20 protein-coding genes are annotated in these 21823 nt (G+C 67.4%); 12 read left to right on the top strand and 8 right to left on the bottom strand.

Going from position 1 to position 21823, the window contains the following annotated elements; all coding sequences use genetic code 11:
- Position 1: 1 nt before the first annotated feature.
- Entirely contained in the window at positions 2 to 673 is a 672-nt protein-coding gene (locus AU192_RS10175) for an MBL fold metallo-hydrolase (protein ID WP_064395725.1), read from the bottom strand.
- A gap of 84 nt (positions 674 to 757) precedes the next feature.
- Here AU192_RS10175 and uvrA point away from each other — a divergent pair, with 84 nt between their 5' ends.
- Complete coding sequence (gene uvrA, locus AU192_RS10170) at positions 758 to 3667, top strand: excinuclease ABC subunit UvrA (RefSeq protein WP_064395687.1); 2910 nt, start codon at positions 758 to 760, stop codon at positions 3665 to 3667.
- A gap of 69 nt (positions 3668 to 3736) precedes the next feature.
- Here the strand turns inward: uvrA and AU192_RS10165 are convergent, their stop codons facing one another.
- Positions 3737 to 4894, bottom strand: coding sequence for a winged helix DNA-binding domain-containing protein (locus tag AU192_RS10165; RefSeq protein WP_064395686.1), 1158 nt, complete (start codon positions 4892 to 4894; stop codon positions 3737 to 3739).
- A 120-nt stretch (positions 4895 to 5014) separates the two neighbouring features.
- Here AU192_RS10165 and AU192_RS10160 point away from each other — a divergent pair, with 120 nt between their 5' ends.
- From AU192_RS10160 to AU192_RS10150, 3 genes are all read left to right on the top strand, one after another.
- A complete protein-coding gene (locus AU192_RS10160; RefSeq protein ID WP_064395685.1) occupies positions 5015 to 5488 on the top strand; it encodes a lipoprotein LpqH in 474 nt (157 codons plus the stop codon).
- 62 nt (positions 5489 to 5550) lie between these two features.
- On the top strand, positions 5551 to 7170 hold the full coding sequence (locus AU192_RS10155) for a hypothetical protein (RefSeq protein WP_064395722.1): 1620 nt from the start codon (positions 5551 to 5553) through the stop codon (positions 7168 to 7170).
- Entirely contained in the window at positions 7152 to 8360 is a 1209-nt protein-coding gene (locus AU192_RS10150) for a CHAT domain-containing protein (protein WP_082694964.1), read from the top strand. The genes AU192_RS10155 and AU192_RS10150 overlap by 19 nt, the downstream gene beginning before the upstream one ends.
- Here AU192_RS10150 and AU192_RS10145 read toward each other — a convergent pair whose 3' ends face one another.
- Complete coding sequence (locus AU192_RS10145) at positions 8361 to 8816, bottom strand: hypothetical protein (protein ID WP_064395684.1); 456 nt, start codon at positions 8814 to 8816, stop codon at positions 8361 to 8363.
- A gap of 84 nt (positions 8817 to 8900) precedes the next feature.
- Between AU192_RS10145 and AU192_RS10140 the strand changes: the two genes are divergently transcribed.
- Together AU192_RS10140 and AU192_RS10135 are read left to right on the top strand one after the other, a co-directional pair.
- On the top strand, positions 8901 to 10205 hold the full coding sequence (locus AU192_RS10140; RefSeq protein WP_064395683.1) for a hypothetical protein: 1305 nt from the start codon (positions 8901 to 8903) through the stop codon (positions 10203 to 10205).
- The gene (locus tag AU192_RS10135) at positions 10202 to 11281 is read left to right on the top strand and encodes a hypothetical protein (RefSeq protein ID WP_064395682.1); all 1080 of its coding nucleotides are present in this window, start codon (positions 10202 to 10204) and stop codon (positions 11279 to 11281) included. The genes AU192_RS10140 and AU192_RS10135 overlap by 4 nt, the downstream gene beginning before the upstream one ends.
- Here the strand turns inward: AU192_RS10135 and AU192_RS10130 are convergent.
- On the bottom strand, positions 11275 to 11592 hold the full coding sequence (locus AU192_RS10130) for a hypothetical protein (RefSeq protein ID WP_235629756.1): 318 nt from the start codon (positions 11590 to 11592) through the stop codon (positions 11275 to 11277). The genes AU192_RS10135 and AU192_RS10130 overlap by 7 nt on opposite strands.
- Positions 11593 to 11708: 116 nt before the next feature.
- On the opposite strand from AU192_RS10130, the gene AU192_RS10125 reads away from it, so the two are divergent.
- A complete protein-coding gene (locus AU192_RS10125; protein ID WP_064395681.1) occupies positions 11709 to 12005 on the top strand; it encodes a DUF732 domain-containing protein in 297 nt (98 codons plus the stop codon).
- A gap of 512 nt (positions 12006 to 12517) precedes the next feature.
- On the opposite strand, the gene lysX is transcribed toward AU192_RS10125, so the two are convergent.
- Positions 12518 to 15832 (bottom strand): bifunctional lysylphosphatidylglycerol synthetase/lysine--tRNA ligase LysX, encoded by a 3315-nt coding sequence (gene lysX / locus AU192_RS10120; protein ID WP_064395680.1) that lies wholly within the window; start codon positions 15830 to 15832, stop codon positions 12518 to 12520.
- A 42-nt stretch (positions 15833 to 15874) separates the two neighbouring features.
- Entirely contained in the window at positions 15875 to 16237 is a 363-nt protein-coding gene (locus AU192_RS10115; protein ID WP_064395679.1) for a DUF1844 domain-containing protein, read from the bottom strand.
- Between the two features lie 214 nt (positions 16238 to 16451).
- Between AU192_RS10115 and infC the strand changes: the two genes are divergently transcribed.
- Genes infC through AU192_RS10095 form a run of 4 tightly spaced genes read left to right on the top strand, consistent with a single transcriptional unit; the run spans position 16452 to position 18460 of the window.
- On the top strand, positions 16452 to 17039 hold the full coding sequence (gene infC, locus AU192_RS10110; RefSeq protein ID WP_082693995.1) for a translation initiation factor IF-3: 588 nt from the start codon (positions 16452 to 16454) through the stop codon (positions 17037 to 17039).
- A 20-nt stretch (positions 17040 to 17059) separates the two neighbouring features.
- On the top strand, positions 17060 to 17254 hold the full coding sequence (rpmI, locus tag AU192_RS10105) for a 50S ribosomal protein L35 (protein WP_064395677.1): 195 nt from the start codon (positions 17060 to 17062) through the stop codon (positions 17252 to 17254).
- Positions 17255 to 17291: 37 nt separating this feature from the next.
- The gene (gene rplT, locus AU192_RS10100) at positions 17292 to 17681 is read left to right on the top strand and encodes a 50S ribosomal protein L20 (RefSeq protein WP_064395676.1); all 390 of its coding nucleotides are present in this window, start codon (positions 17292 to 17294) and stop codon (positions 17679 to 17681) included.
- 23 nt (positions 17682 to 17704) lie between these two features.
- Positions 17705 to 18460, top strand: coding sequence for a TrmH family RNA methyltransferase (locus AU192_RS10095; RefSeq protein WP_064395675.1), 756 nt, complete (start codon positions 17705 to 17707; stop codon positions 18458 to 18460).
- Here the strand turns inward: AU192_RS10095 and AU192_RS10090 are convergent.
- Together AU192_RS10090 and AU192_RS10085 are read right to left on the bottom strand one after the other, a co-directional pair.
- Entirely contained in the window at positions 18457 to 19701 is a 1245-nt protein-coding gene (locus AU192_RS10090) for an acyl-CoA dehydrogenase family protein (RefSeq protein ID WP_064395674.1), read from the bottom strand. The two genes, AU192_RS10095 and AU192_RS10090, sit on opposite strands and share 4 nt — an antisense overlap.
- Before the next feature lie 5 nt (positions 19702 to 19706).
- The gene (locus tag AU192_RS10085; RefSeq protein WP_064395673.1) at positions 19707 to 20720 is read right to left on the bottom strand and encodes an oxygenase MpaB family protein; all 1014 of its coding nucleotides are present in this window, start codon (positions 20718 to 20720) and stop codon (positions 19707 to 19709) included.
- Positions 20721 to 20939: 219 nt separating this feature from the next.
- Between AU192_RS10085 and AU192_RS10080 the strand changes: the two genes are divergently transcribed.
- The gene (locus tag AU192_RS10080; RefSeq protein WP_235630238.1) at positions 20940 to 21794 is read left to right on the top strand and encodes an adenylate/guanylate cyclase domain-containing protein; all 855 of its coding nucleotides are present in this window, start codon (positions 20940 to 20942) and stop codon (positions 21792 to 21794) included.
- Positions 21795 to 21823: the final 29 nt, after the last annotated feature.

Raw genomic sequence — 21823 nt, 5'->3', positions numbered from 1 at the left:
TCTACCAACCGCGTTCTTTCCACTGGGCCAGATGCGGCCGTTCCGTGCCGAGCGTGGTGTCGTCGCCGTGGCCCGGGTAGACCACTGTCGAGTCGTCGTAGACGTCGAACACGCGGCGGGTCACATCGCCCAGCAACTGGTCGAAAGCCCCGTCCTCCCACGTCTTGCCGACACCGCCCGGGAACAGGCAGTCGCCGGTGAACAGGTGGGTGGCCTCGTCGGCGCCGTCGAGCGCGAGCGCCACCGAACCGGGGGTGTGGCCCTGCAGATGGATGACGTCGAAGGACAGCTCGCCGATGTCGACGGTGTCGCCGTGGGCGAGGATCCGATCGGGCCGCACGGGCAGCGGGTCCGCGTCGAGCTGGTGCGCCGCCGTAGCCACCCCGGTGACCTTGGCCACTTCCTCCAGCGCCTGCCAGTGGTCGAAGTGCTGGTGGCTCGTCACGATCAGCGACAGTCTCGGCGCGTGCTTCTCGATCACTTCGAGCAGGATCGGCGCGTCGTTGGCGGCGTCGATCAATAGCGTTTCGCCGGTTCGGGAACACGTGACCAGGTAGGCGTTGTTGTCCATCGGGCCGACCGAGACCTTGACGATCGAGGCGCCCGGGAGCGTGCGCCGGGCCGCGGTTCCTGGCTCGACGTGGCCGGTGTAGTTGTCGTCGACGACGGTCATGTTCTTCACCGTATCCGCCTTGTCTGGGGCTTGTCGGTGGGTCCACATAGAGTGGTTTTGAACTATGTCTTCGGGAGGAACCGGGTGGCTGACCGCCTTGTCGTCAAGGGTGCGCGCGAGCACAACCTGCGAAGTGTCGATCTTGATTTACCACGCGACGCGCTGATCGTCTTCACCGGCCTCTCGGGTTCGGGGAAGTCGTCGCTGGCCTTCGACACGATTTTCGCGGAGGGCCAGCGCCGCTACGTCGAGTCGCTGTCGGCCTATGCCCGCCAGTTCCTCGGTCAGATGGACAAACCCGACGTCGACTTCATCGAGGGGTTGTCGCCCGCGGTGTCCATCGACCAGAAGTCGACCAACCGCAACCCGCGGTCGACGGTCGGCACCATCACCGAGGTGTACGACTACCTGCGGCTGCTGTATGCGCGCGCGGGCACCCCGCACTGCCCCATCTGCGGTGAGCGCATCGCCCGGCAGACGCCCCAGCAGATCGTCGATCAGGTGCTGGCCATGGACGAGGGGCTGCGTTTCCAGGTGCTCGCACCGGTGGTGCGCACCCGTAAAGGCGAGTTCGTCGACCTGTTCGACAAGCTGAACACGCAGGGCTACAGCCGCGTGCGCGTCGACGGTGTGGTGTATCCGCTCACCGATCCGCCGAAGCTCAAGAAGCAGGAGAAACACGACATCGAGGTGGTCGTCGACCGCCTGACGGTGAAGGCCAGCGCCAAGCAGCGGCTGACGGACTCGATCGAGACGGCGCTGAATCTGGCCGACGGCATCGTCGTGCTGGAGTTCGTCGACCGCGAGGACGACCATCCGCACCGCGAACAGCGGTTCTCCGAGAAGCTGGCCTGCCCCAACGGACATCCGCTGGCCGTCGACGATCTCGAGCCGCGCTCGTTCTCGTTCAACTCGCCCTACGGCGCCTGCCCCGAATGTCTGGGCCTGGGCATCCGCAAGGAGGTCGATCCGGAACTGGTGGTGCCGGACCCGGACCTGACCCTGGCCGAGGGGGCGATCGCGCCCTGGTCGATGGGGCAGACCGCGGAGTACTTCACCCGGATGCTGGCGGGCCTCGGTGACGCGCTCGGGTTCGATGTCAACACGCCGTGGAAGAAGCTGCCCGCCAAGGCGCGCCGGGCGATCCTCGAGGGCTGCGACGAGCAGGTGCACGTGCGGTACAAGAACCGTTACGGCCGAACCCGCTCGTACTACGCAGATTTCGAGGGCGTGATGGCGTTCCTGCAGCGCAGGATGGAGCAGACTGACTCCGAGCAGATGAAGGAGCGTTACGAGGGCTTCATGCGCGATGTGCCCTGCCCGGAGTGCGAGGGCACGCGGCTCAAGCCCGAAATCCTCGCGGTGACCCTGACCGCGGGGGAGTTCGGGCCGAAGTCCATCGCCGAGGTCGCCGAGCTGTCGATCGCCGAATGCTCGGAGTTTCTCAATGCGTTGACGCTGGGCGCACGCGAGCAGGCCATCGCGGGTCAGGTGCTCAAGGAGATCCAGTCGCGACTGGGCTTCCTGCTCGACGTCGGACTGGACTACCTGTCGCTGTCGCGGGCCGCCGCCACGCTGTCCGGCGGTGAGGCGCAACGTATCCGGCTCGCCACCCAGATCGGGTCGGGCCTCGTCGGGGTGCTCTACGTGCTCGACGAACCGTCGATCGGGCTGCACCAGCGCGACAATCGCCGGCTGATCGACACGCTCGTCCGGCTGCGGGATCTGGGTAACACGCTGATCGTCGTCGAGCACGACCTCGACACCATCGCCCATGCCGACTGGGTCGTCGACATCGGCCCCGCGGCGGGCGAGCACGGCGGCCAGATCGTGCACAGCGGACCTTACGAGGAGTTGTTGAAGAACCCGGAATCGCTTACCGGAGCTTATCTTTCGGGTAAGGAAGAGATCGAGGTGCCGGCGATCCGGCGGCCGGTCGACAAGAAGCGGCTGCTGACGGTCGTCGGGGCCCGCGAGCACAACCTGCGCGAGATCGACGTGTCCTTTCCCCTCGGCGTGCTGACCGCGGTCACCGGTGTTTCGGGCTCGGGTAAGTCCACGTTGGTCAACGACATCCTGGCGTCGGTGCTGGCGAACAAGCTCAACGGTGCCCGGCAGGTGCCGGGCCGCCACACCCGGGTGACGGGGCTCGACAAGCTGGACAAACTCGTCCGGGTCGACCAATCCCCGATCGGCCGCACACCGCGCTCCAACCCCGCCACCTACACCGGCGTCTTCGACAAGATCCGCACGCTGTTCGCGGCCACCACCGAGGCCAAGGTGCGCGGGTATCAACCGGGGCGTTTCTCGTTCAACGTCAAGGGCGGTCGCTGCGAGGCGTGTTCCGGCGACGGCACCATCAAGATCGAGATGAACTTCCTTCCCGACGTGTACGTGCCGTGCGAGGTGTGCCACGGCGCCCGGTACAACCGCGAGACGCTCGAGGTGCACTACAAGGGCAAGACCATCGCCGAGGTCCTCGACATGTCGATCGAGGAGGCGTCGGAGTTCTTCGCCCCCATCACCTCGATACACCGGTACCTGAAGACGCTCGTCGATGTCGGTCTGGGCTACGTGCGGCTGGGCCAGCCGGCCCCGACGCTGTCCGGTGGTGAGGCCCAGCGCGTGAAGCTGGCCTCCGAGCTGCAGAAGCGGTCGACCGGACGCACGGTGTACATCCTCGACGAGCCGACCACCGGCCTGCACTTCGAGGACATCCGCAAGTTGCTCAAGGTCATCAACGGGCTTGTCGACAAGGGCAATACGGTCATCGTCATCGAGCACAACCTCGACGTCATCAAGACATCGGACTGGATCGTCGACATGGGCCCGGAAGGCGGCGCAGGAGGCGGCACCCTGGTCGCGTCCGGAACGCCGGAGGACGTCGCCGCCAACACCGACAGCTACACGGGCCACTTCCTCGCCGAGTGTCTGGGCGTTGCACGGCCGAAACCCAAGGCGCGCAACGCCAAACGTACCAAGGTCAGCGCCTGACAGCCCGTCGAAACTGAGCTTGTGTTCGAGAATTCCGCGGCCATCTCGTGCAGATCTTCAGCTTCGGGGCTAAGCCTTCGACAGCGGCGACGGAAACCGCGGGCTGATCCGTACACCGTCGAGCCACTCGGTCAGCTGGTCGGCGCGCTCGCGCAGTCGGGTCTGTGCCGAGCGACCCACGTCCTCGAGCAGCCGCAGCTCGACGCGACCGGCATCGTCCTGACCCCAGGCACCGACGATCCTGCCGTCGCACCATGCCGTGGGACCGCCGTTGCCGTTCCGGTCGAACACCTGCGCCCGGTGCGGTCCGAGGTACCAGTCGCGGTCGAACCAGCCCATCGTCGCGACGTCCAGTCCGGGCAGAAGTGCACACCACGATTCGGGTTCGGGTTCGGCGTCGACATCGTCGGGTAGGACGAAACCCGGTGTGCCGTCGAGGTCGACCTCCACGGCGCCGATGTCGCGCAACGCCTCTCGCGCCCAGGTCAACGTGTTGCCGAACCACCACTTGATGTCGGTCACGGTGGCGGGGCCGAATGCGGCAAGCCAGCGGCGCACGACCTCGGAGCGGGCCGCCTGCGGGTCGGCGACACCGGCGGTGCCGATCCACTCGGCGGTGGCGACCCAACGGGGTCGCGACGTCGTCCACTTCCCGTCGTTGGGGCCGCGCATGATGTCGCCGCGCACCGCCAGCACGGTCAGGACGCGCGGTGCCAACGGGGTCTTGCCGCCCCACCGCTTACCAGGGGCCGGATCCCACGACCCTGCCAACTCCGGCAGCGCCTCGCGCAGATCCTTCGCACTCATCGCCCCATGCTCACTCAGATGCGTGAGGACCGCCGTGCGGGCCGCGTCGAGCCACGCGTCGCCATCGGTGCAGACACCGGCCTTCTGCGCGTCGGCGATGAGCCGGCGACGCTCGGTGTCGGCGACCCGATCGCTTGCCGCGGACTGGATCAGCGGCATGTCGCCGGCGTGGACGGTCCACAGCGTCCTGCGCATCGCGAGATGTTTGACCAGCGAGCGCCGCTCGTAGAGTTCGGCGTCCAGATCGGCGACGCCGAACTCCGCCAGTCGTGCCCACAGCGACAGGTAGGGGGTCGCCGGATCGGTCGCATGCAGCCCGAGCACACCGTCGACGACGGCGCCGACGGAGTCCGCAGGCGCACAGAGGAAGTGCCGACGGGCCAGCCGCGCCCGCCGTTCGTCGACCGTGAATCTGCGCATCGCCTGCGAACCGTACCGGTGCGCGCCGACAGAAGTTTGGGATCGGTAGCGACCGGTGCGGTTTTGACTTACCGCTATGACGGGCGCCATCGGGGCGACGTCCCAACGAAGGGTAGATCGATGAATCGCGTTGTTGTGGGTCTGATCGGACTGGTCGCCGGCGCCACCGTGCTGGTGGGCTGTTCGGACGACAAGGGAAGTGCCCCCGCGGCCAGCGCGGCGGGCGTGAGCAGCGGTGGCAGCACGGAGGTGAAGGTCGACGGCAAGGATCTCGAGGGCCTGGACCTCAACACCGTCACCTGCGTGAAGCAGGGCGGCCGGATCAACGTCGCCAGCGGCGCGATCGGCGGCCAGCAGGGCCTGGGCATCGTGATGAGCGATGAGGCGAATCCGAAGGTGGAGTCGCTGGGCATGGTTGTCGACGGAAACGCCCTCGCGGTCAGCAACACCATGGGTGCCAAGGTCGGTTCGGCCGAGGTGAAGGTCGACGGGGACACCTACACCATCACCGGCGAAGCGGCGGGAGCCGACATCTCGAACCCGATGGCAGGGTCGATCACCAAGCCGTTCACCGTCAAGGTCAACTGCAGTTGAGCGATCCACCTCCTGAAGCGGCGGGCGTGCCAGGCATGCCCGCCGCTTTCTATGATTGCGCGGTGGCGATCCCCACGGACCTCGAGCGTGCGCGTCACCTCGCGTTCGCCGCCAACGAGGAAGCGGCCAAGGATCTCCTGCTGTCTCTGGTGCCGCAGATCGAGCAGGCCGGCCGCGACGACTGGATGCTCGAGGTGTATGCGCTGCTCGGCGAGATCTATCTCGTCCGCACCGCATACAACGGCACCGAGGAATGCCTGAACCGGATGCGCGAATGCCTGGCCGTCTATTCGGCGATTCTCGCGGGTAACAAGCCCGAGGCCGCGGCACAGGTGACGATGTCGACGGCCGAGATCGAGCTGATGGTGCGCCGGTACTCGCGGCGCGCGCAGTTCCTGCAGACCGGGTTGGCCGCGGCGCACGGCGACCATGAGACCGCCGAGGCCGCGTTGATCGCCCTGACCGACGACGAGCCGGTCGCCGAACTCGCCGCCGAACACCGATTCCTGGTCGCCTACGCCGAGATCCTGTGTGCGGTCGCGCTGTGCGACGACGACCTGCACGTGAAGTCGATCCCGTTGTGGGAGCGCGTGATCGACGTGATCGACCGTCCGGGCGACGGTGGCGAACACCACGATCACCTCCTCGTCCTGGGAGCCACCGGCTATGGCAGGTTCTGCGTCGAGACCGGCCGGCTCGTTGCGGCCGAGCCCTGGCTGCGGCGGGCGGGGGCGCGCGCGGAGGCGCGTGGGTGGAGGCTCGCAGTGGCGCGCACCCAACTCGAACGTGCGACGGCGGCGTGGTCGGCGGGGGACCGGCCGCAGGCGCAGACATTGGTCCACGAGGCATATCCCGCTATCGCCGAACATCTTCGCGCACACGATGTCTCGCGGTGCTGGTTGTACTTCGGGCTGATCAGCATCTCCGTGAACGCGCTCGACGACGCCGACGAACGCCTCGGTCATGCCGAACGGCACTGGCGTGAGATCGAGAAGCCGCTGCACATCCACCGGATCCTGTTGCAGCGCAGCTGGGTCGACATCTTCCGGAAGGACTTCGCCGCAGCACTCGAGCGCGTCGGACAGGCGCGTGAACTGCTGGACGCGTGGCCCCGCCACAGCTGGCTGCAGTACGCCCGCCTCGACGACCAGCTCGGCAACATCTGGCGGGCCGACGCACTGGCCGATCCCGTTCACGCGGCGGAGAAGCTCCAGAAGGCCGCTGAACTCAAACTCCCCGCCGCGATGGCCGTCGACTCGGTGCGGTACGCGATCCCCAATGCCGACGCCCGGATGCGTTGGGCCACCTACGTTTCCGCTCCGATCCTCGCTGGCGCATTCGCTGTCGCATGGGAGTGGGGTAACACCAAACTGGTCAGCGAGCTCATCGAATACCACAGCGCGCGCGGAACCTTCACCGCCGAACCCGCCTCCGCCGACACCATGGATTGGGCGGGCACCGCGACGGCGGCCGTACCCGTGGAGTCCGCCGACGAGTACGCGCTGGTCGCCGCCGGGCCGATGGTCACCGCGAGCGCGTCGCTGACCAGACTCGGACCGTTGCCGCCGCTGGTGATGGACCCGGCCACCGCGCCGATCATCGGTCGTTACCGCGCCCTGGCGGCCGAGCGGTACGGCCGCGACGTGACCGCGGACGAGCCCGCGTGGTGCACGTGGCCCTGAGCAAAACTCTCGTCCTGCGGTTCGCCGACGTCGGGGTGGCGACGTACGCCGGGCTGCGGGTCGTGGGAGACCCGTCGCGAACCGTCACCTGGGTGGTCGAACAGCCGGACCTCGTCGCAGCCGAACAGCGGCTCGCCGAGGCGCTGCCCGACCCCATCGGCACCGAGAACCGCCGCGACGCACTCGACCGCGCGATCGCCCGAGGCGCCTTCGCCGCGCCCACAACCGAATTCGAACTCGCCCGCGCACTGGGCACACAACTGATCGCCCCCGCCGCCTGGCAGCTGCTCGTCGAGCATGCGGCGTCACCGCGCGCGACGCTGTTCGTGTCGCCGAGCGCGCGGCTGGCCAGGATCCCCTGGGGTCTGCTGGCGGCGCCGAAGGAAGACGGCATCCGGCTGATGGAGCTGGCCGACGTCATGATGGCCGTGCCACCCAATATCGTCAATTCGCCGCGGGCGCCGACGAATTGGATCGATAGAAGCAACAACCCCGTACTGTTGGTGCTCGACCCGCGCGTGCCCGGCCAGCGCCCGGACGCGGCGTTGGGCTCCGTGCTCGGCAAACCGTCGCCCGATACCGTCCTGGCTCGTCATTTCGCCGATCTCGCCGATCGCCGCGCGGTGCTGCCGGACGTGGCGGCCGTCACCGAACTGTTCCGGCGTACCGACGCCGACCGCAGTTGGCTCGCCGGTCAACTCGCGCGCCGGCCTGGCCGCATGGTGTACGTCGGGCATGCCAGCGCCGCCGACGGCGACGCCGGCCACGCAGACCGCGCGGCGCTGCACCTCGCCGAAGAGCGGCCGCTCACCGCGGGTGAGCTCATGGCGGCGAGATTGCCCTTTCCTCCACGGGTTGCGCTGCTGGCGTGCGCATCCGGCGGGGACTATCAGTTCGACGAGGCCAGTGGGCTGGTGGCGGCGATGGTCCTGGGTGGCGCCCAGTTGGTCACTGCCACGTTGTGGTCGCTGCCGACGACGGCGGGCTACCGGCAGTTCGCCGCATGCGAGGCCGACCCGATGAGCGAGGCGATCGTCGCCGTCGACCGCGCCCATGAGGCCGACGAGGCCGGCCGGGCGGTGAACCGCTGGCAGCGGGACCGGATGCGCGACTGGCGCGGTGGCGATCTGACCGCCAGCCCGCTGTATTGGGCGGCGCTGGCCAGCTTCGCCGTTGACGGCGCGCGCTGATCAGACCGGCGCCACGCAGATCGCCACGGCGGTCTCGTCACCGGGACGGTAGTAGGTGTCGATAACGCTGCCGGGGGAGACCTTGATCAGTGCGGACGCCGGCACCAACGCGGTCTCCCGGGCGGGAAACTGCCCGCCTCCAGGCTTTCTGACCATCACATCGAGTTCGACTTCCCGGCAGTCCTCGAGCCCGTGCCCGGTGGGCCGCATTGCGGTGACGACCGCCGGTGAGCGGACACCGTTGCGGATCAACTCGAGTCGGTCGCGGGTGAGCAGGCCTTTGCGCACCATCGTCCGGTCGAACTCCGCTCGCGCGGCGAGGATGTCCTCCGCCGTAGCCAGGCGCTCGTCGGCCTCACCGCAATCCACTCGGGAGAGCCTCCAAGCGGGTCGTAACGAAGCGGCCGTCGTGCCGATGTAAACGATGCAGACGAACGCGAACAGCGCAGTGAACATGACCTCAAGGGTCGGGCGGCCGCGCCGCTACCGAACCCAACTTTCCTGCTGTCCACAACCGGAACCTACTTCTATCCTGTCCTGATGAGCACCGGGACGGCCGTCGCCGTCGCCCATCCGCGCCGGGCGGTCATCGACCGCGCCTGGCGCGCCATCGGGCCCGGTGTCGAGGTGCTCAGCAGCGAGGACGGCGGGCCGCTGCGGCGAACGGTGAAACGGATCATCGATCCGCTGGTCCTGCGGCTGCGATCGAACACCCGATTCTCGGCGCCGTTCGTGGCGCCCGATGTGGCCGACGCGATGTACGACGCGATCCTCGGGCACAGTACGCAACTGCGGGACACCGCGACCTGGTTCGACGTCCTCAAACGGGAGCGGCGTCGGTTGCGCATCACCTCGGGCAATGCCCAAGAGCTGTACTTCCCGGTGTGTTTCGAGCTGGCCGTGACGAAAGGACCGCCTGCACAACATGGTTCCGGTGCCGAGGAGGTGCTGCGCGAGATCCACGATGAACGCGACCGCACCGCGATCGAAGTACTGAACCGGTTCGTGTCCGACGAGAAGGTCATCGCAGAACTGGAGAGGCAGCTGAGCCGCAGTTGGCGAGATGTTCGCGCGGGTACCGATATCACCGGTCCGTTCATGGCCGGACTGACCACGGTGCTCGGCCCCGCCGACGGCCACTCTGCCGCCGCCGCGCGACAGCGTGTGTGGCAGGCGTTGATCGCCGACGCCGCGCCGTACAACCTCGGAGCCAAGGCACGCAGCGGACTGGCCGAGCTGCCATGGTCGATCGTCAACCTCGGCCTGAGTTCTGTTGAACCACAACAGCAGCCGAGCATCATCGGTGGGCCGGACCACGACCGGCCCCTGAACCGCAGCGTGATCGACAGGGTGCGCGCAACGCTGCGAAGGGCGATGGACCGCGACGGACTTCCCGATGTGCCGACATTGTGCGCCGAAGAGGTCGACCGGGCGTGCGCTCCCTGGGGGCTGATAGGAGAGGACAAGCAGGCCACGCTGGTCGCGGGAATCGAGGTCGCGGTGCATCTCGCCCCGCTGGCCGATGGTGGCGAGCCCCGCTACGAGTTGGCCCGCCAGATTCAGGCGCGGCTCCGCAAAGAGGCATACGTGCTGCACGCGCGCCGCTATCTGGCCGCCGACGGACCGATCCATCCGCGCCAACAACAGGTGATCGACGAGTTGGCGATGTTCGCGCGCCCGTACCTGAGCCGGTTGTGGGCCAGGCTGCACGGCCGTGACGTGTGGCAGGAGCCATGTGGCGACGTCGATGAGGTTCGAGCGGTGCTCGAAGGGGTGGCGAGGTCGGTCAGCCTGGACCACCGCCAGCGGATCAAGACGATGCTCGAGATGCAGGTGGCGGGATGAGGCTGATGGCCGATTCGGGCCTGTGGACGACGGGACCGCTGATGGCCCCGGCTCCGGTGATCGCCGTTCTCGAAGTCAGCGGTGCGGTGCTGTCGTGGACGGTCGACGAGCCGACGGATGCCCAGATCACGTTCACCGATCCGGCGCGGGCGGACTGGTTGTGGCGGGTGATCGGTGAGGCGGGCCACCACGCCGTGATCTCCGCGCTGGGTGACCGCGCCGCAGTCGACAGCATCGAGGTGAGCGGTGTGGCCCTGGTACCCGAAGCGGTCGAACCGCTGCGCCGCCTCGCGCTCGGCCACTGGCTGCGGCGCTGGTGGCCGGCAAGTCAGCGCGATGCGATCGCGACGCTCGACGGGGCGCTCCTGGATGCCGAAGTCGCGCTGCTGACGGCCGCGGCGCAGGACTACTTCGGCGACGACACCTTCGACTCGGAAATCGCCCATCTGCTTGCTCCGCATGCCGCGGCACTGAATACTGCTGCGCACGAAGGTGATCCACGGGTCACCGCGCTCATCGAGCTGTGTCGCGATGTGGCCGCCGATGTCGGAGTCGCACTCGATGCAGACGAGGTGAGCGGTCGGCGCGCCGACTATGCGCTTGCGGCAGGGGCGGACTCGCGAGTCCGAGGTCCCGCGGTCATCGCCGGCGGCACCGCCTCGCTCAATTGGGCGGCCCTACCACCGGGTGTCTTCGACGCCGCCGAGGACACCGTCGAATGGTCGGTGGAAGCGGTCGACGACGGTGTGGATGCGGTCGTCGGGGTGGAGTTGACGGGGCTGGGCTCACCCCACGGCATCGCGGTGCGGTTGGAGTCCGGGCCCGTCGGCGGGGCGGGCGTACTCGGCGCGGACGGGCGTGCGTCGTTTCCCGTTGCCGACACCGACGCGACACCGATCACCGAAGCGGTTGCCTGGAACCATGACTGGCGCGGCACGAGGGTGGTGGTGGGCGCCGATGTCGACGAGTCGGCGCACACCCGCCACCGGGTCCGCGCGTTCGCCCGGTCGCGGATGGATCGACCCGGCCCCGATGCGTTCCTGGCCGAGATCCTTGCCGCCGAATCGGATTACTGAGATTCGTCGGACTGTTTGCGCATCTGCTCGCGGATCTGTTCGAGACGCTCGGCCGCTGCTCGCTGGCGCTCGTCGTATTGCTCGGCGACGCTTCGACCCTCGGGGGTTTCAGCCGCGAGCTCGGAGGCCCCGATCGCCGTGCCGTAGCGCGTCTCGACCTTCTCCCGCACGGCGTCGAACGTCGGCACACCACCCGGTGTGTAGCCGCTGTCGACGGGCTCGACCGGCGTGGTGGACTCGGGTTTCGGATCCACGACCTCCGCCTCGACGGCGGGTTGCTGGTCCTGTTCCGGAGTGGCGTCGCCCGACATGCCGTCCACGCTACCCGCTCACAGGTCAAGACTGTTGTGACAATTTTGACGAAAGTCCGGCGCTGCGCGAACGCTGCGCGTAGCGTCTTGCCGTTATCACTGCGAAAGGAACCACCATGCGCGGCACCATCATCTTCTCAGGGGTTGTCGGCGTCGCCATGGCGCTGGGCACGGCGGCGCCGGCCCTGGCCGACGAGACCGACGACATCTTCGTCGCGGTGCTCGAAGAAGAGGGAATCCCGTTCTCGACACCCAAGGACGCAATCACCCTCGCCCACGCGGTATGTGACTACGTGGCCGCCGGGCAGAAGCCCGAACAGGTCGCGGTCGAGATCAGCGAACCGGCCCACTGGAGCCTGGACCAGAGCGGGTTCTTCGTCGGTGCCGCGACGCAGTCGTACTGTCCGTCGTAGTCCTGCAGGTTTGCCGGGAGTCCCTGCTGCCCGCGGTCAGTTGATTCCACGCGGCCCCCACGGTCGGGACATAGCCCACCCAGAGGTTCACGGACAGTGCGACACACAGCAGGCACAGCGGCGTCGACATCAGCGAGACGCCGCGTCGCCACCACCGGACGCCACGCCAACCCGCAACCAGCACGGCGCACGCCGCACCCGTCAGTGCCACCCACACCCACAACGAGAGCGGAGCGGGGTTGGCGGCAAGCCCTTCCGATGCAATGTACGCGTACGTTGCCATTGCCAGCGCTATACCGCACAGCGCGGCCCACGGCACCCACACCAGCCGCCATCGACGTGTGCGCCATCCGACGGCGGCGAGCAGCACTATCGCCGCGGCGATCTGAACCGTGGTCGGAATCCAGCCATGCATCAACGACAGGTGCCCACGCAGCGAATGAGCCAGTGTCACCAGTGTCACGGACAACAGGATGAGGGGTGATGCTTTGTGGTGCGCTGTGGAGAAGCTGTCAACGAGGCTTGGCCAACGGGAACGGCAGCGTCTCGCGGATACTGCGTCCGGTGATCAGCATGACGATGCGGTCCACACCCATGCCCAGACCGCCCGTGGGCGGCATCGCATACTCCATCGCCTGCAGGAAGTCCTCGTCGAGCTCCATCGCCTCCGGATCGCCGCCTGCGGCCAGCAGCGACTGCTCCTGTAACCGGCGTCGCTGCTCGACCGGATCGGTGAGTTCGCTGTAGGCGGTGCCGAGTTCGACTCCCCAGGCCACCAGATCCCAGCGCTCGGCGACGCCGGGAATGCTCCGGTGCGGACGGGTCAGCGGCGACACGGACGTCGGGAAGTCCTTGTAGAACGTCGGCGCTTCGGTGCGGTCCTCGACCAGCCGCTCATAGAGTTCCAGCACCACCGCGCCTGCATCCCAGTGCGTCAGGTACGGAATGGCCGCGGCGTCACACAGTTTGCGCAACCGTGGCAGTTCGGTGTCGGGGCCGATCTGTTCACCGAGGGCTTCGGACACCGCATCGTGCACGGTTTTGACCGTCCACTGACCGGAGATGTCGACGGGTTCGAGTCCACCGCCTTCCTGCGGCCGGTAGAACACCTGGGCACCGTTGGCGGCCTCGGCGGCGTTCTGGATGAGCTGCCGGCAGCCGTCGATCCAGACGTTGTAGTCGGCATGCGCCTGATACGCCTCCAGCAGAGTGAATTCGGGGTTGTGGCTGAAGTCGACGCCTTCGTTGCGGAACGCCCTGCCTAGCTCGAAAACTCGCTCGACACCGCCCACGCAGAGCCGCTTGAGGTACAGCTCGGGAGCGATCCGCAGGTAGAGGTCCAGATCGTAGGCGTTGATGTGGGTGAGGAACGGCCGGGCGTTCGCGCCGCCGTGGATCTGTTGCAGGATCGGCGTCTCGACCTCCAGGAACCCCTTGCCCACCAACGTTTCCCGAATCGCATGCAGCACGCCGCTACGCGCGCGGATGAGGTCGCGAGCCTCGGCGTTGATCGCCAGGTCGACGTAGCGGGCGCGCACACGGGCTTCCTGGTCGGTCAACCCCTTCCACTTGTCCGGCAGTGGACGCAGACATTTGCCGATCATCCGCCAGTCACGGACCAGAAGTGAGCGGGTGCCCTTCTTGCTGTAGCCCATCGTGCCCGACACCTCGATGAGGTCGCCGAGATCGATGGCGTGCGTGAAGTCAGCCGTCGTCGCCGATTCGAGCAGCGAATTGTCCAGCAGCAGCTGGACTTCGCCGGACCAGTCGCGCAGCTGGGCGAACAGCACGCCGCCGTAGTCGCGGCTGCGCAGCACGCGGCCCGCCACCGTCACCGGAACGTCGTCGTCGGCCTCGATCGCCTCGGCGATGGTGTGTGACGGCGGCGTACCTACGGGATAGGCATCGACTCCGTTGTCCTGCAAAGCCTTCAGCTTGGCAATGCGCACCCGCACCTGTTCTGGCAGCCGCGTTTCTTCGGCGTCGGGCAGATCCGCAGCCAAGCCGCCGACGTCGGGGGCCGTGCCGTCGTGGTGCAGCAGTCCGGTCGCCATCAGATCCTGCGGCACCGCCGTATGGTGTCCGGTGTGCGGCTGTTCGTGACGCCGTGAAAAGGGCAGCACCAGAAACCCTTCGGCGATCACCGACGCCACCCCGACCCGGGGCACCAGCCGGGCGTCGTCGTAACAGGCGTAGCGCGGCACCCATTCCGGTTGGTATTTCATGTTCGAGCGGTACAGCGTCTCGAGCTGCCACCACCGGGAGAAGAACACGAGCAGGCTGCGCCACAGCCGAGCGACCGGGCCCGCCCCTAGCTGGGCACCCTGTTCGAACGCCGAGCGGAACATGGCGAAGTTCAACGAGATCCGTGTGATGCCGATGTCTTCGGCCTGCATGCACAGTTCGCTGACCATCAGTTCGATGGTGCCGTTGGGGGAGTGGGGTGCGCGCCGCATCAAGTCCAGCGAGACGCCGTTGGTGCCCCAGGGCACCAGTGACAGCATGGCGACGACTTCGTCTGTCCCGCCCGCGTTCTGGACCGCCTCCACAAGCAGGCAGTCGCCGTCGGCCGGGTCGCCGAGCCGGCCGAGTGCCATCGAGAAGCCGCGTTCGTCCTCGGTGTCGCGCCAGGCCTCGGCGCGGGCGATGACGTCGGCCATCTCTTCGGCGCTCAGGTCGCGGTGCCTGCGAATGCGCACGCTCACGCCCGCACGCCGCGCCCGGGTCACGGCCTGCCGGACCGCGCGCATATCCGGCCCGGACAGCCGGAAACTGTCGGGATACAGAATGGCCTCGTCGCCGAGCTGCAGGGCGTTGAGCCCGGCCTCGCGGAACGCCTCGGCGCCCGCCGAACTCGCGCCCATCACCCCGGGGGCCCAGCCGTAGGTCTGACACAACGTAAGCCACGCCTCGATCGCCGCCTGCCACGCCTTGGGATCGCCGACCGGGTCCCCGCTCGCCAGGCACACGCCGACTTCCACGCGGTAGGTGATGGCGGCCCGCCCGTTGGGCGCGAACACCACCGCCTTGTCGCGGCGCGTCGCGAAGTACCCGAGCGAGTCGTTCTTGCCGAACAACTCCAGCAGCCCGCGCAGCGCGGATTCGTCCTCACCGGTCAGCGCGTTTTCGGCGCGCTGGGACTGGAACAACACGATCGCCGCGACCATCAGGGCCAGTGCGCCGAAAAGGCCGAGCACAGCGTTGATCAGGACGTGCGGATGACCGGTGAAGTTCGAGGAGTCGGCGCCCGCGAACGCGCTGACCCGGTTCAGCGCGTACCAGAACCGGTCGTCACTGGTCAGCGTGCCCGGGAACAGTTCGAGCAGGCCCCATCCGATCAGGGTGCCGATCGCCATTCCCACGACCAGCACGACCGCTGCCTTCAACAGGGCGCCGCGGCGCACCTTCGCCCAGAACTCGCCGCGAGCCAACAGCAGGAACAGGATCGCGGCAATGTGGAAGACCAGGCCGATGACTTCGCCGATCTCCTCGACCACCGACTCGTCGCCGGACACCAGGTCCGCGATGTTGAAGACGATCGCGCCCACCATGTAGGCGACGAGGATCCACCAGGCGATCCGCTTGCGCGCCGCCAGCGCGGCGGCCAGCAGCGCCAGCACGAACGCCCACGCGAAGCTGGTGTCAGGGAAGTTGAAGATGTAGTCATTGACGAACTCGCGGGGAACCCGGATGGCCGACCGCACGAACGGCGAGACGCTCGCCAACAACGAGAGCGTGGCGATGATGCCGACCGTCCAGCCCGCCGCCGCGGGCACCCACCAGTACCTCAACCTGCGGCGGGTAACGGGCAGGCTAGCGACGGTCATAGGCCGCGACATTATTCGGTTGGGACCCAAATGGGTGGCGACTCACGACCAGACGGGTCCGGTGAATTTCTCGCCGGGGCCTTGCCCTGGTTCGTCGGGTGATGCGCTGGCCTCACGGAAGGCCAGCTGCAGCGTCTTCAGGCCGTCCCGCACCGGTCCGGCGTGGGGTCCGAGATACTCCGCGGACGCGGTGACCAACCCGGCCAGGGCGGTGATCAACCTGCGGGCCTCGTCGAGATCGCGGTACGGGCTCTCGTCGGGACAGTCGGACGACAGCCCGAGCTTCTCAGCGGCGGCGCTCATCAGCATCACGGCCGACCGGGTGATCACCTCGACGGCGGGGATCTCCGCGAGTTCACGAACGCCGGCGTTCTCGAGGTCAGCTGAGTTCGGGTCATCGGTCATGCCTGCTAGACTGGCATGCGCGACCGTCCCGGCAAACGCCAGGGACAGCAAGTGGAGTCCCCCTCCCACCGCTGGCCATACCGGCTCAGCGGTCCGGTCACAGGCAACAAATTGCCTGTCCTGGTCGGCTGCGGGCCCTGCTTTGAGCAGGGCTTTTCTGTTCATTGAGCAGAGCTGACGGAGTGGGCTCCTAGAGGACAACATAGGAGGCCCCATCAGCACTGAGACCCGCGTCAACGAGCGTATCCGCGTACCTGAAGTCCGCCTGATCGGACCGGGCGGTGAACAGGTAGGCATCGTGCGCATCGAAGATGCCCTCCGCGTCGCCGCGGATGCCGATCTCGATCTCGTCGAAGTAGCACCGGATGCCAAACCCCCGGTCTGCAAGATCATGGACTACGGAAAGTTCAAATACGAGACGGCTCAGAAGGCGCGCGAGTCTCGCAAGAACCAGCAGCAGACCGTCGTCAAGGAACAGAAGCTCCGTCCCAAGATCGACCCGCACGACTACGAGACCAAAAAGGGTCACGTGATCCGCTTCCTGGAGGCCGGGTCCAAGGTCAAGGTGACGATCATGTTCCGCGGCCGCGAACAGTCGCGACCCGAGTTGGGCTTCCGTCTCCTGCAGCGGCTGGGCGCCGACGTCGCCGACTACGGCTTCGTCGAGACCTCGGCCAAGCAGGACGGCCGCAACATGACGATGGTGCTGGCCCCGCACCGCGGCGCGAAGACTCGCGCCAAGGCGGCGCAACAGGCCGAAGGCTCCGCAGAGCCGGCCGCAGCACCCGACCGAAACAGTTAGAACAACAGAGCAGAGGACCTATGCCCAAGGCGAAGACCCACAGCGGCGCTTCCAAGCGGTTCCGTCGCACCGGGACCGGCAAGATCGTGCGCCAGAAGGCCAACCGCCGCCACTTGCTCGAGCACAAGCCGAGCAAGCGCACCCGGCGACTCGCCGGCCGCACCGAGGTGTCGGCCGCCGACAACGCCCGCATCAAGAAGATGCTCAACGGCTGACCGACGAACACGTACGACCTGAACGAAGGACATTCCCATGGCACGCGTCAAGCGCGCAGTCAACGCCCAGAAGAAGCGGCGGACAATCCTCAAGGCCTCCAAGGGTTACCGGGGGCAGCGGTCGCGGCTGTACCGCAAGGCCAAAGAGCAGCAGCTGCATTCGCTCAACTACGCCTATCGTGACCGGCGCGCCCGCAAGGGTGAGTTCCGCAAGCTGTGGATCTCGCGTATCAATGCCGCGGCCCGCGCCAACGACATCACCTACAACCGGCTGATCCAGGGGCTGAAGGCCGCTGGCGTCGAGGTGGACCGCAAGAACCTCGCCGAGATCGCCGTCAGCGATCCCGCGGCGTTCACCGCGCTGGTCGAGGTCGCCAAGGGCGCACTGCCCGCGGACGTGAACGCGCCGTCGGGCGAGGCTGCCTGACGCTCACCGAACGCTCCGCCCGGGTGGTCGCAGCGGTCAAGCTGCACCGCCACGTCGGGCGACGCCGCGCCGCACGCTTCCTCGCCGAGGGTCCCAACCTCCTCGAGGCGGCGTTGCGGCGCGGACTCGTATCCGAGGTGTTCGCCACCGAGGACGCCGCGCACCGGTTCGCTGCGATGCTGGCCGATGTCCCGGTGCACCTGGTGACAGAACGCGCCGCCAAAGCGTTGTCGGAGACGGTGACTCCCGTCGGCCTGGTCGCCGTGTGCGCGACACCGGAGACGTCGCTGGGCGAGGTCTTGGCCGCCTCGCCGCGGCTGGTCGCCGTCGCGGTCGAGATCTCCGAACCGGGCAACGCGGGCACGCTGATTCGGATCGCCGACGCGATGGGGGCGGACGCCGTCGTGTTCGCCGGGCACAGCGTGGACCCCTACAACGGCAAGTGTTTGCGCGCGTCCGCGGGCAGTATCTTCTCGATTCCCGTTGTCACCGAGGACGATCCCGGTTCGGCGCTGTCGGAGCTCGCGGGCACCGGCCTGCAGGTGTTGGCGACGACCATCGAGGGCGAGATGTCATTGGACAGCCCCGCTCTGCAGGCCGCGCTGGCCGAACCGACGGCGTGGTTGTTCGGGCCGGAGGCCCACGGTCTGCCCGCAGAACTGACCGCGTCGGCCACGCATCGCGTTCACATCCCGATGCCGGGGGCCGCCGAGAGCCTCAATGTGGCCGCGGCCGCGGCGATCTGCCTATACCAGAGCGCACGCGCACACCGCCGCTAGCTCAACAAGCCCCGCGCCACGTGGGTGATCTGCACCTCGTTACTGCCGGCGTAGATCATCAACGACTTGGCGTCGCGCGCAAGCTGTTCGACGCGGTACTCGGTCATGTAACCGTTGCCGCCGAACAGCTGCACCGCCTCCATCGCGACGTCGGTGGCGGCCTGCGAGCAGTACCACTTGATCGCCGACGCCTCCGGCAGTGAGATCGACACACCGGCCTGCGCCGCCTCGATCACGCGAAACAGGATGTTGCGCACGTTCATCCGCGCCACTTCCATGTTCGCGAGCTTGAGCTGGATCAGCTGGAACTGGCCGATCTCCTGACCCCACAGCGTGCGGCTCTTGGCGTAGTCGACGCACAGCCGAAGGCATTCCTCGATCACGCCCAGCGACATCGCGGCGACGCCGATGCGTTCGGCGCTGAAGCTCGACCGTGCGCTGGCACGCCCGTCACCGGCGGAATTGTCCTCGGTCTCGCCGAGCAACCGGTCCCGGCCCAACCGCACGTTGTTGAAGAACAGCTCGCCGGTGCGTGAGCTGTGAATTCCCATCTTGCGGAACGGCTTCGACTGCACGAAACCTTCCATGCCGCGGTCGAGCACGAAGGTGAGCACCTTGCGATCGCGCTTGTCCGAAACCGAGCCGCCCGCTTCGTCTTCATTGAGCTTCGCGTACACCACGACGACGTCGGCGTCGGGGCCGTTGGTGATGAAGGTCTTCTGGCCGTTGAGGATGTAGTCGTCGCCGTCACGTACGACGTAGGACTTCATACCGCCGAACGCATCAGAGCCCGAGTCGGGCTCGGTGATCGCCCATGCGCCGACCTTGTCGTAGGTGACCAGATCGGGTAGCCAGCGTTCCTGCTGGGCCAGCGTGCCGCGGCTCATGATCGTCGGCACCGTCAGGCCGAGGCTGACCCCCATGCCCGTGACGACGCCCATCGACACCCGGCACAGCTCGCTGACCACGACGAACCCCATACCGCCGGAACCCTCGCCGAACATGCCGCCGCCCGAGGACTTCTCCGACGAACCGCCGCCGTCGCGCAGCCGGGCCAGGCGCTTGTTCAGCGACTCACGCGCCATGTCGGCGATGCCGAACGTCGCGAACAGCTTGCGGACGATGGGGTAGGGCTCCATCTCGCCGCTTTCCAGCGCATCGACGTGCGGGCGGATTTCCTTATCGACGAACTCGCGGACGGCATCGCGCACGGCGAGATCGACATCAGACCATTCGAGCATGCCCCCTAGGCTGCCTTATGGCGTCCGCGGGCCGGACGCAGCCCCGCCAAAGAGAACGTGGTGTGCACCAGCGACCCGGCCCGATCGAGCAGCGACTTGCGCGGCGGGACGTAGTGCATCGGCAGCCCGCGCCGATCGCTCGGCGGTGCCATGAACGCAGGCGCCTCGACCAGTGGAGCGTCGGAGGGAAGGCGGCCCTGGGCCCGCCGGTAGGCAGTCAAAGCCCTTGGGTGCAAACGGATTTCGTCGGGCACCGCCACGAAAGCGAATTCTACCAGTTTGCCGAACAGCCGAAGAAGCACCTCATCCCCGGGCGTCCAGCGCATGTTGGCCTTCTCGCGAAGGGCGTCGTCGAACACGCCCGCCGCGATCCAGCGCTGCGCGCCGACCATCGGCTTGAAGAGCTGGTCCCACAGCCCGGTGGGCATCAACACGAACCAGGGCTTGGGAATCCGGATCGAGAAGATGTCGAGGGTGGCGCGATTGATCTCGAGCTCCTCGCGGCACTTGCAGTCCCAGTACTCGCAGAACTCCTCCCAGCTGTCCGGCACCGGCCGCATGCTCATGCCGTACATCCGGTACCACTGCACGTGCTCGTCGAACAGCTGTCGCTTCTCGGCCTCGGTCAGGCCGCCGCAGAAGTACTCGGCCGTCTTGATGATCAGCATGAAGAAGGTGGCGTGCGCCCAGTAGAAGGTCTCGGGGTTCAGCGCGTGGTAGCGGCGGCCCTCGGTGTCCACACCCTTGATCGTGGTGTGGTAGCTCTTGATCTGCTCGCCGGTCTGGGAAGCGCGTTCACCGTCGTAGACCACACCCATGATCGGATACACCGAGCGCGCGACGCGCTGTAGCGGTTCGCGCAGCAGGATCGAATGGTCCTCGACGCCTGCGCCCAGTTCCGGATACATGTTCTGGACGGCGCCGATCCACACACCCAGCAATCCCGTGCGGAGGTCGCCGAAGTACTTCCACGTCAACGAGTCGGGACCTAAGGGGTTGGCGGTGCTGCTCGCGGTCATGTGATTCCTCGCTGAATCGGCGTCGAACTCCACGATAATGTTGACAACCAACGTTGTCTACGATTTGCGGGGCGCGTCGTCGGACAACGTTATTCAGCGGCTACTGGCTCGCCACAAACCCGTGACCAGCCGCTTCAGGGGCTCCGTTTTCGTCATTCGGACGACCGCTTCGCTTTAGGAGATTGCTCGGCGTCGAGCGGCCCGCTTAGGCTGGCGGGCGTGGATGTCGAGCCGTTCGGGCGGTCGACCGGGCCCCTGGGCTGGCTGAAGAACACGAATCGCAACGAGAACATCATCGCGTTCCTGCGACGTACGCGGCGCGCGCTGCCCGGTGATCCGGAGTTCGGGGATCCCCTGTCGGCAGACGGGGTGGGTGGGCCGCGCGCCGCCGCCCGCGCCGCCGATCGGCTGCTCCAGCACAACGTCGCCACCCGCGAGGTGAGCCTCGGCGCGCTGCAAGTCTGGCAGGCCCTTACTGAGCGCGTGTCCGGAAAACCGGCCAACCGCGAGGCGACACTGGTCTTCACCGATCTCGTCGGCTTCTCGACGTGGTCGCTCGATGCGGGCGACGAGGCCACACTGCGGCTGCTGCGCCGCGTGTCCCAGGTGGCCGAGCCGCCCCTGTTGGAGGCCGGCGGGCAGATCGTCAAGCGCATGGGCGACGGCCTCATGGCGGTTTTCCGCGATCCGACGACGGCGGTGCGGGCCGCGATCGCCGCGCGCGACGGGGTGAAAAGCATTGACGTCGAAGGGTTCACGCCGCGAATGCGGGTCGGTGTGCACACCGGCCATCCCCAGCGCATCGGGTCGGACTGGGTCGGAGTCGATGTCAACATCGCGGCCCGGGTGATGGGCCGCGCGACGCGCGGAGAGCTGGTGGTGTCGCAGACCACACTGGACCGCATCTCCGCCGAGGAGTTCGATTCGCTCGAAGTCGAGGCCAAACGACTCCGTCGGCAACTCTTCGCTGCGAAACACGACGGTGTCCCGGCCGATCTCGTCATGTATCGACTGAAGACTCTCAGTCACCCGCCGGACGCTGGCGACGACGAGGAGCGGCCCGCGACGGAATAGCGGGCTGCGGTGCGTGCGCCGGCCTCGGC

It is taken from the genome of Mycobacterium lehmannii (assembly GCF_001499925.1).
Lineage (GTDB): Bacteria > Actinomycetota > Actinomycetes > Mycobacteriales > Mycobacteriaceae > Mycobacterium > Mycobacterium lehmannii.
The sequence above is the reverse complement of the archived record's forward strand: the minus strand, read 5'-3'. Positions and strand labels throughout refer to the sequence as shown.